Here is a 14541-nt window from a genome sequence, read left to right on the forward strand (position 1 = left end):
GAGTAAACTCATGTCTCTAAATGCTGAGATCAAAGCTCAAATCGTTGCTGACAACGCTCGTTGCGCCAACGACACCGGTTCCCCCGAAGTGCAAGTTGCCCTGCTGACTGCCCAGATCAACCATCTGCAAGGTCACTTCAAAGAGCACTCCAAGGACCACCACGGTCGTCGCGGTCTGCTGCGCATGGTTTCCCAGCGTCGTAAGCTGCTGGACTACCTGAAGCGTAAAGATTCCGAGCGTTATGCTGCTCTGATCGCCAAGCTGGGTCTGCGTCGTTAATCGACCATCAGATTTCGCGAAAAAGGGGAACCGTCAGGTTCCCCTTTTTTATTGCTCTTGTGCCGTCCTGAATATGGTTTACACCTTTCCCCCCCAATAAATGGAGAACCCGATGGGACAAGGTGTGAAACGGACACAGCGCGATTACTCACTGACTTTTAAACTGGCACTGGTCGAGCAGATTGAAAAAGGCGAGCTCAGTTGCCAGCAAGCACAAGCCCGATATGGCATTCAGGGCAATTCGACCATTCTGGTATGGTTACGTAAACATGGTCGGCAAGATTGGAGCCAGGGGGCTTCTGTACGTGCCGGCAGGAGCATCACCATGCCTGACCCCGACAACCAGACACCCGAACAGCGCATCAAGGAACTCGAGCAACAGCTGGCGCTGATGAGTCAGAAAGCCCAGTTCTTTGAGGCCGTCGTCGATGTACTGAAGAATGACTACGGCGTCTCCATCGTAAAAAAGCGACCCGGCAAGTCCTCTCGCAGCGGCAAGTCGAGAGGCTGACCATTGTCAGGGCTTGCCTGTTTCTCGGGATAAGCCGGCAGGCTTACTACAAGCGCAATCGGGTCGCCGACGAGCGCCATGCACAGGGATTGCAGGTGGTGCGCTTCGTGCGTCAGGTTCGACTGCGACAACCGCGGGTGGGCACTCGCAAGCTGCATTATCTGCTGCAGGGTCAGGATGATGACGGGCTCAAGGTCGGGCGGGACAGGCTGTTTCGGATATTGACCGAGCACCGCCTGCTGGTGCCACCCAGACGGGCGTATCACAAGACCACCCACAGTTTTCACCGTTTCTACCGTCATCCCAACTTGCTCAAGGCGGGGCCAGAGCAGGTTACGCCGGTGGCCCCGGAGCAGGTCTGGGTTGCAGATATCACCTATCTGCCAGCCAGGAGCGGACCGCTGTACCTGAGCCTGGTGACGGATGCGTACTCACGCAAGATAGTGGGCCATCACGTGCACGAAGGGATGCATGCCGAATCGGTGGCGATGGCGTTCAAGAAAGCGCTGAAGCAACGGCGTGGCGGCGGGGAGCTAATCCATCACTCAGACCGCGGCGTGCAGTATTGCTCGGGACTGTATCAATCATTACATGAACGGTACGGGGTGAAATGCTCGATGACGGATGGGTATGACTGTTATCAGAATGCGTTGGCGGAGCGGGTGAACGGGATTTTGAAAGGAGAGTTATTGTTGCAAAGCCCGCAGGATTTGGCGCAAGCGCGGGAGATGGTGCGTGAAGCAGTAGATATTTACAACGCGGAGCGGCCGCATCATGCGTTGAAATACAGACCCCCCGATGCGGTACATAGGGGGTTCTGAGTAGAGAAATGCTAGTTGAAAATGTGTAAACCTATTTCAGGACTAGACATACGTTGCTGTGAGCCATCTGCCTGCCAGTGGTTCGGCGCTCTTCGTGGCTTAGCCGACCTTGAAGGGGGTCAGTTCGGCCAGCGGGGCGGCGTCCATAAAGGCTTGTGGCTCCTGACCGTGTTTGAAGATCTTGAAGTCCTGCTCGCGGGCGCTCCAGTACTCCAGACGCTCGCTGCCGTTTTCTCCGGTGATTTGCAGCAGACTCGCTTCGCGCAGGGCCACTACGTGCTCGCTCGGGTTGATGGCGCAGAACTCGGCCAGACGCTCGTCGCGGGTCTCGCCCATGTGGCCGCTGATGCTGGCGTCCAGATAGTGCGGGTTGATCTGCAGCGGGAACAGGCCCAGCGCGGGCAGCACGGCGGCGTTGCAGACCGGCATGTCGTTGGTGGTGCGGATGCTCGGGGTCGCCACGTTGCAACCGGCGCTCCAGCCCACATAGGGGACGCCCCGTTCGCGCACTGCACGCTGGATCGGCACGATCAGGCCGTTTTCATGCAGCATCTGGTTGAGGCGCCAGGTGTTGCCGCCACTGATAAAGATGGCGTCGGCCTGATTGACGGCCGCGACCGGATCATCGAAGTGGTGAATGCTGATGGTCTCGATCCCGAGGCTCTCGGTAAGTTCGTTGGCGCGGGCATCCCAGTCGCTGCGGATCACCGCGTAGGGGATGAGCAGGATGCGCTTGACCTGTTTGCGAGCCAGCAGGCTTTGAACCCGATCTCGGGCCCAGCCGAGCAGACCCGGAAATTCGTTGGCTTTACCGTTGCTAAGCAGAAGCAGTTCCATCAGATATGTCCTCAAAAAGTGAAAGCGGAGGAGGGAGGGCCACCGGAGCCGCCGTGCGGCCGGATGGCAAGAGGAGGCATGCTACCACCATTGGCGCGGCGGTTCTGTGATCGCGAGGCCCATTCAACGGCTATGGAGGAGTTATGGATGGATAACTCAATGCCATCTGGTGGATTAATAAGCAGCGCTCCGCTCGCTGCCATCGCCAATAAAAGACCCCGCCGCAGCGGGGTCATGGCAGAGTTAGTCGAGTTTGAGATCGACCCACACCATGCGGTGATCCGAACTGACTCCCTTGGCGATGCCGAGTTTTGCATCATAGACCAGGTGATAACCGGCCTCGAAGCTGGCAGGCCAGAAGACGCCGCTCTTGACCGCGTTGAGGTTGGCGGAGGGGATGACGTGATCCAGCTGCAGCACGCTGGAGTTGGTGATCCGCTCCGGGTTGGGGCGAGTGAGGTTGCGTTTGCAGTCGGTTCCCTTGCTGACACACTCCGGGCCCCCTTCGCTGACCGGGATCAGGGTGCCATTGGTGATGGCCTGATTCATCAGCGGGTTGTTAAGGAGATCCTGAATGGCGGTCAGGTCGCCGTCACCGGTGAGCGGATCGGCGTTGAGATCACCCGCGATAACAAACTTGGCATTTTTGGCCAGTCCACCCTTGGTGCCCTTGTCATCGGTCATGTAGTTGAGACCCTTGACGTAGTCGTTCCAGAAGGCGATCTCGGCGCGGTTGTGTTTGACGGTGTGGCGCGCCGCGTTGGCAAAGATTGGCGGGGTCGGGTGGGAGATCAGGAAGTGGATCACCTCTTCACCCTTCTCGGTCTTGATGCGTACCGGCACATCGGCGTGGTTCTTGGAGGAGAGCGGGTACTGCTGCCAGGCCGCGTCTTCATACCAGGCATCGCCACACTGGCGGCTGGCCGGGATCTTGACCTTGGGATTGTTGCAGTCATCGATGACGGGATTCTGCTCGCCCGGCATATCCTTCCACTTGAAGTGCTGGAAGGTGCGGATCTGCTTGGTGTCGATGGGGTATTTGGACATCACCGCAAAGGCGTACTGGCCGTGGTAGTTGCCAAAGCCCCAGGCATCGTCGGGGCCGCTGTTGACTTTGCCATCCAGATTGAGGTCATAACCGCTCATCAGGCCGGTGTTGGTGGCGAAGTTCTGCATCACCGGATAGCTGATGGCGGTCACTTCGGCGTGTTGGGCGTGAGCCAGATAGTTGTCGTTGAAGGCTTTCAGATCGGCGGTGCTCTCGCCTTTGCCGTCGTTGTCGAACTCGTTGAGCAGGAACACATCCGGACGGGTGCGCTGGATGATCTCCGCCACGTTGCGGATCTGCTGCACGTTCTTGGCTTTGGTTTCAATGGCACCGCTCAGGCTCCCTTCGGCGAGGCGGGCCAGCAGGGCATCCTGCTCGGTGCGGGTCAAGGCCAGCTCACCGGTCAGCATACCGGCGGCAGTGCGGTCAAAAGAGAGGTTGAAGGTGGCAAAACGAACCATGGGATCAGCTGCCTTTGAGTCGTTGTCGCTGTTGCAGCCAGCCAGCATCCCGAGGGAGATGGCGGCAGCCAGTAGGGTCTTGTTGATATTCTTCATTGTAATTATTCCGTAGCATCAATGAGTTATGCCTTCGTGAGGCGGCGCCATTATAAGTAGACGGTGATGCTGCGGGGGTTTTGCCTGAGCAAAGTGTGAGGATATTCACACCACATATCTGGCGATGATGAATGTTAGCAGGGCGATATGGGGTGTGAAAAACCGGTTTATACGCTGCAGTTTCCGGGATGAATAGCGCGCTTCCTGCCGTTACCGCACTCTGAATTTGTCACACCACCATCGGCAGGCCGCTTTCGGGGTGGTGGATCACCTGTGCCGGATAGTCATAGAGACGGGCGATCAGCTCAGGGGTGAGCACCTCGGCAGGCGTGCCATCGGCCATCAGCTTACCCCGTTCCAGCATCACCAGCCGATCGGCATAGCGCGCCGCCAGATTGAGGTCGTGCAGCACCACCAGCACAGCTGTATTGCGGCTGGCGAGGGCGCGCGCCATGGTGAGCAGCTGATGCTGGTATTTCAGGTCCAGCGCCGAGGTGGGTTCGTCGAGCAGCAGCAGGCGGGGTTGCTCGGCTTGCTCGGTCGGGGAGGGAGCCTGCCAGATCTGCGCCAGCACCCGGGCAAACTGCACCCGCTGCCGCTCGCCGCCGGAGAGCCCGGGATAGAGCCGTTTGGCCAGATGCTCGACCCCGGCATGGGTCATGGCCGCCGCCACAATCTCGTCGCGCCGCGCCGCCGGTTCACTGTGTGGCAGGCGCCCCATGGCGACCACTTCCTCGCAGAGAAAGGGGAAGTTGAGGGAGGAGCTTTGCGGCAATACCCCGAGTCGGTGGGCCAGCTGGCTGCTGTCCCACTGCTGGCGATCTGCACCAAACAGGGTGATGGAACCCTCATATTCCAGCTCGCCGGTCAGGCATTTGAGCAGAGAGCTCTTGCCCGCCCCGTTGGGGCCGAGCAGCGCGGTGAGGGTGCCGCTCTCGAGACTAAGATCGAGCCCATCCAGGATCTGGCGCTGGCCACGGCGCAGGCTGAGTCGGCTGCAGCTCAACAGGGGGGCGGAGAGTGAGGATGAGAGTGGTTGCATAACAGTCCGTATCACAGGGCGCGGCGGCCTTTTACCAGCAGCCAGATGAAGAAGGGGGCGCCGAGCAGGGCGGTGATGATGCCCACCGGCAGCTCGGCAGGGGCCAGCAGGGTGCGTGCCAGCATATCGGCTGCCAGCAGCAGGGCGGCCCCCAGCAGGGCCGAGAGCGGCAGCAACCTGACATGGTTGGGGCCCGCCAGCAGGCGCACCAGATGGGGCACTACCAGCCCGACGAAGCCGATCATCCCCGATACCGCCACCGCCACCCCGACGCCTGCGGCGGTGAGCAGAATCAGACGACGTTTGAGGGATTGCACATTGACCCCCAGATGACGAGCCTCCCCTTCACCCAGCAGCAGGGCATTGAGGGGATTGGCATCGCGCATAAAGAGCCACAGCAGGGCCGCCAGGGTGAGCAGGGCCAGCGCCACATCGGCCGGTTTACCTGCCGCCAGCGTTCCCATCTGCCACAGGCTCAGGTTGCGCAGCATCTGATCGTCCGCCAGATAGGTGAGCAGGCCGATCACTGCACCGGAGAGCGCCGTGATGGCGACCCCGGCCAGCAGCATAACAGTGACCGAGGTGCCCCCCTCACGGGTGCCGAGCAGATAGACCAGGGTGGTGGTGAGCGCGCCGCCGAGAAAGGCGAGCAGCGGCAGCAGACCAACCCCTATGGTGGCTTGCAGCTGCTGGCCGAGGGGGGCAAGCAGCACGATGGCGAGTGCAGCCCCAAGCGCCGCACCGCCGGAGACACCTATGATGCCGGGGTCAGCCAGGGGGTTGCGAAACAGCCCCTGCATCACGGCGCCACAGAGCCCGAGAATCCCCCCCACTGCGATGCAGAGCAGGGTACGAGGCAGGCGAATTTCCTGCACGATCAGCAGCTTGTGCGACTCTATCCCGCTCTCCTGCCCGGCAAACAGCGCCCGCAGACTCTCGCCCAGGGTGAGGGTCATGGGGCCGGTTGCCAGCGAACCGAGCAGCAACAGTGCCAGTGCGGCCGTGGTAAAGGCCAGCAGCCAGGAGAGGGGTAACCGCATCATGACCCCTGCTTGATCCACTGGGCGATCTGGTTCGCCTGCTGCAGGGAGTTGAGGCTCAGGCCCCCTTGCAGGGCGTGGCCGTCGATGGCGTGAATGGCGTTACGCTTGCCAGCCGGGGTGGCGGCCAGGGCGGGCACTTCTGCCAGCACCTTGGCCGGGTCGGCATATTGCTGCCAGTCACGACCGCTGACCAGCACCAGATCGGGCTGCATCTCGATGAGGGATTCGGCGGATACCGGCTTGTAGTTGCGCAACTCGGCGACCGGATTGATGCCGCCTGCCAGCGAGATCAGCGCGCTGGCTGTGGTGTCCCCTCCGGCGATGCTGGTGGGTTGCCCCTTGTGCAGCAGCAGGAAGGCGACCTTGAGCGGTTTGTTCTGTTTGGCTTGCGTCGCCAGCTGAGCGGTCTGGGCCTGGATCTCTGCCTTCAGGCGATCGCCAGCGGCTTTATCGCCCAGCAGGCTGGCGAGGGTGTCGATACGCTGATTGAGGTTGGCGAGGGTCGGCGCGGTATCCAGCACCTCCACCTTGACCCCGGCACGGCGCAGCTGATCCAGGGTCGGGGCCGGGCCCATCTCGTCACTGCCCACCAGTCGGGTGGGGGAGAGGCTCAGGATCCCTTCGGCGGCCAGTGCCCGGTGATAACCCACCTTGGGCAACCCTTTTGGCAAGGGGCTGCTGACATCGGTGGCGATCAGGCTAGATTCACCGCCAAGGGCCAGAATGAGTTCTGTGGTGGCGGGGCCGATACTGACGATACGCTCTTTCTGTCCGTCGGCGGCAACGGCAGAGAAGGAAGAGAGTGAACTGCAGAGCAGGGTGATGGCGAGGGCAAGACGACGGCCCATGCTAACCTCCGAAGGGGTGAATGAAACGGGTGTGCCGCCGAGAATATCAAGGCTTTGGAAAAAATGCACTGATAATGATAGCAATTATCAATTGCATTGATTCCAGTGCTTTATTAGAGTAGCCGCCATGATAAACAGCGGGACAACCTGGTCCCGCAGAGGGAGAAAACATGAGCATTGCACAACGCATTCACGCGCTGCTGGAGCAGGATCCCGGCGCTCATCCGTCCACCCTGGCGGCCCAGCTTGCCATCAGCGAATGGGAGGTGGTTCGCCATCTGCCCGCCGAGCTGGTGACCCTGCTACCCGCCGATCGCGCACAAGGTCTGCTGGAAGATCTGGCCGACTGGGGCCCGGTGACCACCATCGTCGAATCTGAAGGCTCCATCTTCGAGGTCAAAGCCCCCTTCCCGAAAGGCAAGGACGCACGCGGTTACTACAACCTGATGGGCCGCGACGGTGAGCTGCATGGTCACCTCAAGCTCGACAACGTGGCGGGGATTGCGCTGGTCAGCAAGCTGTTCATGGGCAAGGAGGGGCACTCCTTCCAGTTCTTCGGTCACTCCGGCCGCTGCATTTTCAAGGTCTATCTGGGTCGCGACGAGAAACGCCAGTTGCTGGCCGATCAGGTCACCCGTTTTATGGCGCTGCGCCACAACTCTCAAGAGGAAGTCAAAGCATGAGTGAACGTCAGGAGCGTCTGCAGAACCGCCTGCAACCGGAGATCCGCGAGTTTCGCGACAGCTGCCGCACCCTGCAGCTCGCCACCGTCGATGGCGAAGGCAATCCCAACGCCAGCTATGCCCCGTTCGTGCTGCAGGAAGATGGCTACTATGTGCTGATCTCCGAGATCGCCCGCCACGCCCGCAACCTGCAACAGGTGCCCCGGGTATCCCTGATGCTGATCGAGGATGAGAGCGGTGCCCGCGAGCTGTTTGCCCGCAAGCGCTTGACCTTCGATGCGGTGGCTGAAGTGGTGTCCCGTGACGACGCCCGCTGGAGCAAGGCGGTGGCGGCACTGGAAGGTCGTTTTGGCGAGATCATCAAGGGTCTCTCCAACCTCAAGGATTTCAAACTGTTCCGCCTCAAGCCGGAGCAGGGGTTGTTCGTCAAGGGCTTCGGTCAGGCGTTCGCGGTTTCCGGTGACGAGCTGGTGGATTTCGTCCATCTGGTGGAAGGGCACAAGCGCATCGACAACGGTGCCGAGCTCACCAGCCCGGCCGATGCGCCGGTCTGATAATCCCTGTCGACCACGACAGCCGTCATAACAAAACGGGCAGCCACTGGGCTGCCCGTTTTTATTGCGTTATCTCATCCGGCCTGTTCAATCCTGCCAGGAGGCCTTGTTGGGAAAAGCGCGACGATCGGCATCGGTGGCCGTTTCGTTGCACTCTCCCCGCACCTTCCAGGAGGTCTGGCTCAGTACGATGTAGCCCTGGCGGCAATACTGCTTGGTCGCCAGGGTCTCGGTCAGCAGGTTCTCCTGCAACGCCTCCCGCTGCTCCAGCAGCCGCTGGCTCTGGGCCGCCGAGAGGCCGCGCGGCAAGGTGTCGTTGGGCGCGGCTTCAAAGGTGAACCGCTTGCTCCCCTCCTCGTTGATGTGGGTCAGAAACAGGGGTTCCTGCCCGTCATACTTCTGTCCGGGCAAGCTGGAGCAGGCCGACAGCAGGGGAACAATCAACAACAGGGTGGCAGACAACAGGCGCACGACAGACTCCAGTGAGAAACGAGGCGAGGTTCGCAGATTAGCACGGCTGCAGGGCGGGTGTTACTGCCAGCAGCTCGTCGGTGGTGAGCAGGGTCACACTGCGCCCCTCCGGCAGGCTGAGGTGGCGCCACATCCAGTGATGGTGCTCGGTGATCTGGGCCGCGCTCAGGTGGGGGCGATCGGCGGTGGTGTGACCATCGCTCAACACCAGCACCTCGTACCCATGGGAGGCCGCACTGCGCACCGTGGTGTCGACGCAAAAATCGGTGGCACAGCCACAGAGAATGAGTCGATCGACCGGCTGCTCGGCCAGCAGGAAGGCAAGCTCGGTATCGAGAAAGCTGTCACAGGCTGTTTTGCGCACCCGGCTCTCTCCCTTGGCCGGTTGCAGCGCACTGTGCAACTGCCAACCCGGGGTGCCCGGTTCCAATTCGGTACCGGGGGGCGAGTCATGCTGGATATAGATGACCCGTCCCTGTTGCTGCCTGACATGGGCCGCAGCCCGATTGATATTGGCCAGCACCTGCTCCTGGCGGTAACGGGGCTCGTTGAACAAGCCTTGCTGCACATCGATGATCAGTAACACATCCATATTTTACCCGCCGTTTCCTTGAAGATTAGGGTTGCAGCCACTGGCTGCAGTCACGACTGCGGGATTGATGCAGCGCGCCCATATCTTGCTTCATCTCGTCACTGTTTTGCCAGCGCTTAGGCAGCGGCATGATGGTTACCTGCACATCGGCTGCGGGATCTGCAACAGAGGTCTCATCTGTACGGGGGACGACCAGCGCTACCTTGAGGGCCGGATTGCGGCTGGCGATGCGACTGGCGAGCCCAAGCCCCCCCTCGACGTGGAAATTGCCGGCGATATGCATGATCTGCTGGCCCGGGTGCTTGGCGAGATAATCCACCATGCTCTCGGCCATGGTGTCATCCCAGCTGGTCTGGGCTGCGAAGCGGCGGGCGTTGCTGTCGGCATCGCCGTGGTGCATGGAGGCCATAAATTTCTGGCGATAGGGATCATCCCCCAGCGTCAGTTGGCGGGCCAGCTGGCTGCGACGTGTGGCTGGCAGTTTGTCGAGCCACTCAGCCCCCTCCTGACCGACACAGCTCACCAGGGGCTTGGGGGCGTTGGCGGCGATCACCGGCATCTGGTGAGCCTTGGCAAACTCCACCAGCGGGCGGTAGTCGCTCGGATAGTTGGGCCAGGCGTTGCCTTCGCGGATCAAGGCCGCTTCACCAATCTGGTTCGCCAGATAGGCATCCAGCGTCTTCTGATCGGCGCGGCTGAACTGCTCCATGGAGAGGGCCAATGGCCGACCGTGCTGCTGACCAGCGGTGTAGAGCCCGCTCAGCAGGCGCGATTGCAACAGATGCACGGCGGGATGGCTGTGCAGCTCACCCACCAGAATGATGTCGGCGTCGGCAATGCGCGCGATTGCCTGCTCCAGCGTCAGGTCTGCTTCTCTTTCGCCGCTTAGCCGGTAGTCATAGAGCGTCTGCAACTGTGATGACTGGGTCGGTTGGGTGGGGGTGGCACAGGCTGCCAGTAGCAGCGGCAGGGCGAGCAGGGGAAGTCGTCTAATCATGGGATCTCACGGCTGATATGCCCGGATGCCGGTGCATCTCGGGGGGCTAATAGAGAATAAGGGCAACACAGGGCGACAGTGTAAAACCAATTTGGTTCAAAACAAATGAGAATGATTTCGTTTCTTGTTGATCTTTGTCGAGAGCCGGGTAATATGCGGCCTGTTTGATAACAGTTCTCAATAAGGATTCGCTGTGACCCATCATAACGCACTCTCTCTGGTTGCCCTCGCCGTGGCAGCCGGTCTCTCTTCCCAAGTCTTTGCTGCCACCCAGAAGGCGGATGAAGTCGTGGTCGTCAGCGGCTCACGGATGGAGCAAAAACTGGAAGATGTCTCCGGCCCCATCTCGGTGATCACCGCCAAGCAGATTGAAGAGCAGGTCGTCACCAACGTCGCCGACCTGTTCCGCTACGAACCCGGAGTGACCGTGCTCGGCGGTCAGGGTGATGCGCAGACCTTCATCATCCGCGGCATGGGGGAAAACCGGGTCAAGGTGGTGCGCGACGGTGTGCGCCAGAACGATGCCTACAGCAAGGGCGGTGTCGGTCAGAGCTACTTCGATACCGACATGATCAAGCAGGTAGAAGTGGCCAAGGGGCCCGCTTCTGCGGCCTACGGCTCCGATGCGCTGGGTGGCGTGATTGCCATCACCACCAAGGATGCCAGCGATTTCCTCAAGGGCAAGGATAGTTATCTGGATGTGACCAGCGGTTACGCCTCCAGCAGCCACCAGAAGATGGCGGGCTTTACCGGCGCCCTGCGCACCGGCGAAGTGGAGAACCTGCTGCGCTACACCTGGCGCGATGGCGGTGTGACCCAGAATTTCGACTCCACCAAAAACGACTTCGATATCGGTACCCACGCCCTGCTGCTCAAGAGCAAGTGGAACCTCTCCGATGAGCAGTTCCTCAAGCTGACCGTTGACTACCTGACCGATGGCGAGGAGCCGGATGCGGTCAAGCTCAACAAGGTCGGTACCGGTACTGCCCGTGTCTTTGATCAGCCCATCACCGACAAGCAGACCGACAACCTCTCTGTGGTGCTGGATCACGGCATCGCGCTGAATCAAGGCTGGGCCGATCGGATGGATAGCAAGGTTTACTTCGCCCGCACCAAGCAGACGCTGGATCAGTACGCCTCATCCAAGTATCCGGTCAGCCCCGGCAACCCCTATGTGACCAAAAACTCGCTGGATCACAACGTGTTCGATCAGAAGAACATCGGCGCCCAGCTGCAGTTCCACAAGGCGGTCGCCAACCACCGCCTGGCCTGGGGGGCTGAATACGAGCACACCGATAACGAACGTACCCGTTACAAGGGGCCGACGACTCCCGGTGATTTTGTCGGCTACAACGAGCTGAGTTTCCCGGCTACCACCAGCGAGCGCAGCGCCCTGTGGGCCTTTGACGAGATCAAGTTTGGCGAGCGCTGGGTGCTGACCCCGGGTGCCCGTTATGACTACTACCGGATGACCCCGGACAACGATCCGGCCTACACAGGCGACAAGCTGCACAAGTTCTCCGAAGGGGAGTTGTCACCCAAGCTGGGTCTGGTGTTCAAGGCCCACGAGGCGGCCAACCTGTTCGCCCAGTACAGCCACGGTTTCAAGGCCCCCATGTATGACAGCGCCTTCTCCACCCTGAACCATCAGGCTTACGGCTATCGCATCGAGCCCAACCCGAACCTCAATCCGGAGAGCAGCGACGGCATCGATCTTGGTGTACGTGGCAGCAGCAACGGCTTCAGCTATGAAGTAGCCAGCTTCTACAACAAGTTTGAAGACTTCATCGAGATGGTGGAAGTGGGCAAAGAGGGGCGCACCGCCGTCTATCAGTACCAGAACCTGAGCAAGGCGACCACCAAAGGGGTCGAAGCCAAGGCGGATTACTGGCTCAACGACATCGTCAATGTCTGGGGCAACCTCGCCTACATCGAAGGCAAGGATGGCAACTACATCAACAGCCTGAGCCCGCTGAACGGCTCCGTCGGTGTGCGTCTGGAACAGGCCCAATGGAACTTCAACACAGCGCTGCGCTTTGCTGACGACATGGACAAAGTCCGTAAAGACAGCAAAGGCAACGATTACGTGAAGAGCGCCGGTTGGGGTGTGGTGGATATGTACGCCCAGTTCAACCCGATGACCGACCTGCAGCTCAACGTCGGGGTCTTCAACCTGTTTGACAAGGAGTACACCAGCTACGAGCGCATCGCCGGTCGTGATGCAGGTTCCGACAACAGCCTGATGACCGAGCCGGGTCGCAACCTGAGTGCACGGGTCAAATACGTATTCTAAAAAGACAACACACGCAGTGATCGCGGGCTGTTGCCCGCACCGGATCCCCGCCCTGACAGGCGGGGATTTTTTATACATGTAGCCAGGCGTGAGGTGATCCGCTCACGCCATGTTATTCGTTGGCGTCGCCTTTTCTTTGTGTTGGCGAGATATTATGCTATTTCATTCATTGTTAATGATATTTAGTAATTCTTTACAATGGGTGCGACTCGCCTTTGACTTCGACATCGAACTATTTTCTCGACACCGCCGATGCACTTGAGCTGATTACCCGCTTCAATGAGGCCCCTGACGAGCAGACCATAGTGACTCTGTTGCGAACTCTGAGCCAGCAGATGGGATTTGACCACTTCCGGCTGGGATTCATCTTTCCCAGTTCAATTCAGCGTCCTGATGTGAGGATTTTCAACGGCTGTCCTGCCGAGTGGGTGCAGGCCTATGACAAACAGCGTTTCTTTGCGGTAGATCCCGTTGTGCGCAAAGGAATGAAACAGAGCACCCCCATTCTCTGGGCCAACCTGATCACCGAGTGTTGCGATCTGCAGGACATCGCGGGGTTGGAAGTGATGCTGCAGGCACAAGAGATGGGGCTGCGCGACGGGATCACGATTCCCTGGCACGGGGCGAATGGCCATGTTGGCTTGCTGTCATTGATCACTCGTACGCCACGAACCGAACATCAGTGGTTGACGGCTATTCCCTTTTTAAGCTGGCTGGCGGTGCATGTCTTCGAGGCGGTGGCCCGTGTTTGTCTTGCCGTGCAGCTTCCTCAGGAAGATCTGACGCTACGGGAGCTGGAGGTGTGCCAATGGGCCGCCGAAGGCAAGCAAGTGAGCGATATTGCCCAGATCCTGGGGATCAAGCCCAGAACCGTCACTTTCCATCTTGAGCGGATCGCAGAGAAGCTGGGGGCAAGCAGCAAAAATCAGGCGATATCCTGGGCACTGATGCAGGGGATTGTCAGGCTGAACATTGACACGGCACAAATCGAAAATGTGGATGATAACAGTGCATGATGCTGTCTAACGCAAAAGCTTGCTCATTACGTAGATGAAATTACTGAAAAGGTAAGTTTTGCCAGTGAGTGTGATGACATTGCGCAACTTATTGCACCCATGTGCGTTGAGTGAGAATTGGCTGGGTGTAAGTATTTGATAAATAAGTGGTAAAAAAATGGCATGGTCGCTGCTAAAAGGTTGGTCGAGTGCTATCTCGTTTAACCAATCTATTTAGGAGCATACCCATGCCAACTCCATGTTATATCAGCATCGAAGGTAAAACCCAGGGCAATATCACCGCAGGTGCCTTCACCTCCGATTCCGTCGGCAACATCTTCGTGCAAGGTCATGAAGACGAGATGCTGGTACAAGAGTTCCAGCACGTCGTCACCGTCCCGACCGACCCGCAATCCGGTCAGCCTGCTGGTCAGCGTGTCCACAAGCCGTTCAAGTTCACCGTTGCGCTGAACAAAGCTGTGCCGCTGATGTACAACTCTCTGGCTTCCGGTGAAATGCTGCCGAAAGTGACCCTGAAGTGGTACCGCACCTCCGTTGAGGGCAAGCAGGAGCACTTCTTCTCTACCGTGCTGACCGATGCCACCATCGTTGACATCGACTGCCAGATGCCGCACTGCCAGGACCCGGCGAAGTCTGACTTCACCCAGCTTATCCAGGTCTCCATGGCTTACCGCAAGATTGACTGGGAGCACACCGTTGCCGGTACTTCCGGTGCGGACGACTGGCGCGCGCCCATCGAGGCGTAAGCCTTGCTTCGGTACTTTGGTATTCCTTGTAAGTAGTAATGTGTCTTTGAGCCGGTTGTTCAACCGGCTTCTTGTACTGTGCATTTTCTCCAGCCTGGCCAACGGGTTGGCTGGAGCTTTTCTGTTTTGTCATCCCCCTGCCGGTGAGTGCGGAGGGATGGCAAAGCACTAAAGGGTGTCCTGTGATGCAGACCCGACCCGC

Annotated in this window: 15 protein-coding genes; 7 read left to right on the forward strand and 8 right to left on the reverse strand. The window is 59.5% G+C overall.

Going from position 1 to position 14541, the window contains the following annotated elements; all coding sequences use genetic code 11:
• Positions 1 to 10 precede the first annotated feature (10 nt).
• Both rpsO and I6L46_RS00960 read left to right on the forward strand, forming a co-directional pair.
• The gene (gene rpsO, locus I6L46_RS00955; protein WP_005338797.1) at positions 11 to 280 is read left to right on the forward strand and encodes a 30S ribosomal protein S15; all 270 of its coding nucleotides are present in this window, start codon (positions 11 to 13) and stop codon (positions 278 to 280) included.
• A gap of 112 nt (positions 281 to 392) precedes the next feature.
• Positions 393 to 1612 (forward strand): IS3 family transposase gene (locus tag I6L46_RS00960; protein WP_216977143.1). Its coding sequence is split into 2 segments (ribosomal slippage): positions 393 to 741 and positions 741 to 1612, totalling 1221 coding nucleotides; the frame shifts between segments, so codons are not numbered across the junction.
• Positions 1613 to 1711: 99 nt separating this feature from the next.
• Here the strand turns inward: I6L46_RS00960 and pepE are convergent.
• From pepE to I6L46_RS00985, 5 genes are all read right to left on the reverse strand, one after another.
• Entirely contained in the window at positions 1712 to 2449 is a 738-nt protein-coding gene (gene pepE, locus I6L46_RS00965) for a dipeptidase PepE (RefSeq protein WP_216950246.1), read from the reverse strand.
• A 243-nt stretch (positions 2450 to 2692) separates the two neighbouring features.
• The gene (locus I6L46_RS00970) at positions 2693 to 4054 is read right to left on the reverse strand and encodes an endonuclease/exonuclease/phosphatase family protein (protein WP_216977145.1); all 1362 of its coding nucleotides are present in this window, start codon (positions 4052 to 4054) and stop codon (positions 2693 to 2695) included.
• Between the two features lie 229 nt (positions 4055 to 4283).
• Positions 4284 to 5096, reverse strand: a complete 813-nt coding sequence (locus I6L46_RS00975) for a heme ABC transporter ATP-binding protein (protein WP_076494954.1) — start codon at positions 5094 to 5096, stop codon at positions 4284 to 4286.
• 11 nt (positions 5097 to 5107) lie between these two features.
• Entirely contained in the window at positions 5108 to 6139 is a 1032-nt protein-coding gene (locus I6L46_RS00980) for an iron ABC transporter permease (protein WP_005335261.1), read from the reverse strand.
• A complete protein-coding gene (locus I6L46_RS00985) occupies positions 6136 to 6987 on the reverse strand; it encodes a hemin ABC transporter substrate-binding protein (protein WP_204480039.1) in 852 nt (283 codons plus the stop codon). Before I6L46_RS00985 ends, I6L46_RS00980 begins: the two co-directional genes overlap by 4 nt.
• Positions 6988 to 7157: 170 nt before the next feature.
• On the opposite strand from I6L46_RS00985, the gene hutX reads away from it, so the two are divergent.
• Together hutX and hutZ are read left to right on the forward strand one after the other, a co-directional pair.
• Complete coding sequence (gene hutX, locus I6L46_RS00990; RefSeq protein ID WP_005362516.1) at positions 7158 to 7670, forward strand: heme utilization cystosolic carrier protein HutX; 513 nt, start codon at positions 7158 to 7160, stop codon at positions 7668 to 7670.
• Positions 7667 to 8224, forward strand: coding sequence for a heme utilization protein HutZ (gene hutZ, locus I6L46_RS00995; RefSeq protein WP_047435363.1), 558 nt, complete (start codon positions 7667 to 7669; stop codon positions 8222 to 8224). Before hutX ends, hutZ begins: the two co-directional genes overlap by 4 nt.
• 87 nt (positions 8225 to 8311) lie before the next feature.
• Here hutZ and I6L46_RS01000 read toward each other — a convergent pair whose 3' ends face one another.
• The 3 genes from I6L46_RS01000 to I6L46_RS01010 are packed head-to-tail and all read right to left on the reverse strand — an operon-like array spanning position 8312 to position 10284.
• Positions 8312 to 8695: a hypothetical protein gene (locus I6L46_RS01000; protein WP_139742014.1), complete on the reverse strand. Its 384-nt coding sequence runs from the start codon at positions 8693 to 8695 to the stop codon at positions 8312 to 8314.
• 37 nt (positions 8696 to 8732) lie between these two features.
• The gene (locus tag I6L46_RS01005; RefSeq protein WP_005348211.1) at positions 8733 to 9287 is read right to left on the reverse strand and encodes a cysteine hydrolase family protein; all 555 of its coding nucleotides are present in this window, start codon (positions 9285 to 9287) and stop codon (positions 8733 to 8735) included.
• 25 nt (positions 9288 to 9312) lie between these two features.
• Positions 9313 to 10284, reverse strand: coding sequence for a ChaN family lipoprotein (locus I6L46_RS01010; RefSeq protein WP_216977148.1), 972 nt, complete (start codon positions 10282 to 10284; stop codon positions 9313 to 9315).
• A 193-nt stretch (positions 10285 to 10477) separates the two neighbouring features.
• Between I6L46_RS01010 and I6L46_RS01015 the strand changes: the two genes are divergently transcribed.
• The 3 genes from I6L46_RS01015 (at position 10478) to hcp1 (ending at position 14339) form a co-directional block, all read left to right on the forward strand.
• Positions 10478 to 12577: a TonB-dependent hemoglobin/transferrin/lactoferrin family receptor gene (locus I6L46_RS01015; protein ID WP_216977150.1), complete on the forward strand. Its 2100-nt coding sequence runs from the start codon at positions 10478 to 10480 to the stop codon at positions 12575 to 12577.
• 215 nt (positions 12578 to 12792) lie between these two features.
• The gene (locus tag I6L46_RS01020) at positions 12793 to 13593 is read left to right on the forward strand and encodes a LuxR family transcriptional regulator (RefSeq protein WP_216977152.1); all 801 of its coding nucleotides are present in this window, start codon (positions 12793 to 12795) and stop codon (positions 13591 to 13593) included.
• Positions 13594 to 13820: 227 nt separating this feature from the next.
• On the forward strand, positions 13821 to 14339 hold the full coding sequence (hcp1, locus tag I6L46_RS01025) for a type VI secretion system effector Hcp1 (protein WP_005332563.1): 519 nt from the start codon (positions 13821 to 13823) through the stop codon (positions 14337 to 14339).
• Positions 14340 to 14541 lie beyond the last annotated feature (202 nt).

The sequence above is a fragment of the Aeromonas sp. FDAARGOS 1416 genome, from assembly GCF_019048085.1.
Classification (GTDB): Bacteria; Pseudomonadota; Gammaproteobacteria; order Enterobacterales; family Aeromonadaceae; genus Aeromonas; species Aeromonas veronii.

Coding starts and splice junctions, on each gene's coding strand:
- rpsO (WP_005338797.1), top strand. CDS start 11: ATGTCTCTAAATGCTGAGATCAAAGCTCAAATCGTTGCTGACAACGCT.
- pepE (WP_216950246.1), bottom strand. CDS start 2,449: ATGGAACTGCTTCTGCTTAGCAACGGTAAAGCCAACGAATTTCCGGGT.
- I6L46_RS00970 (WP_216977145.1), bottom strand. CDS start 4,054: ATGAAGAATATCAACAAGACCCTACTGGCTGCCGCCATCTCCCTCGGG.
- I6L46_RS00975 (WP_076494954.1), bottom strand. CDS start 5,096: ATGCAACCACTCTCATCCTCACTCTCCGCCCCCCTGTTGAGCTGCAGC.
- I6L46_RS00980 (WP_005335261.1), bottom strand. CDS start 6,139: ATGATGCGGTTACCCCTCTCCTGGCTGCTGGCCTTTACCACGGCCGCA.
- I6L46_RS00985 (WP_204480039.1), bottom strand. CDS start 6,987: ATGGGCCGTCGTCTTGCCCTCGCCATCACCCTGCTCTGCAGTTCACTC.
- hutX (WP_005362516.1), top strand. CDS start 7,158: ATGAGCATTGCACAACGCATTCACGCGCTGCTGGAGCAGGATCCCGGC.
- hutZ (WP_047435363.1), top strand. CDS start 7,667: ATGAGTGAACGTCAGGAGCGTCTGCAGAACCGCCTGCAACCGGAGATC.
- I6L46_RS01005 (WP_005348211.1), bottom strand. CDS start 9,287: ATGGATGTGTTACTGATCATCGATGTGCAGCAAGGCTTGTTCAACGAG.
- I6L46_RS01010 (WP_216977148.1), bottom strand. CDS start 10,284: ATGATTAGACGACTTCCCCTGCTCGCCCTGCCGCTGCTACTGGCAGCC.
- hcp1 (WP_005332563.1), top strand. CDS start 13,821: ATGCCAACTCCATGTTATATCAGCATCGAAGGTAAAACCCAGGGCAAT.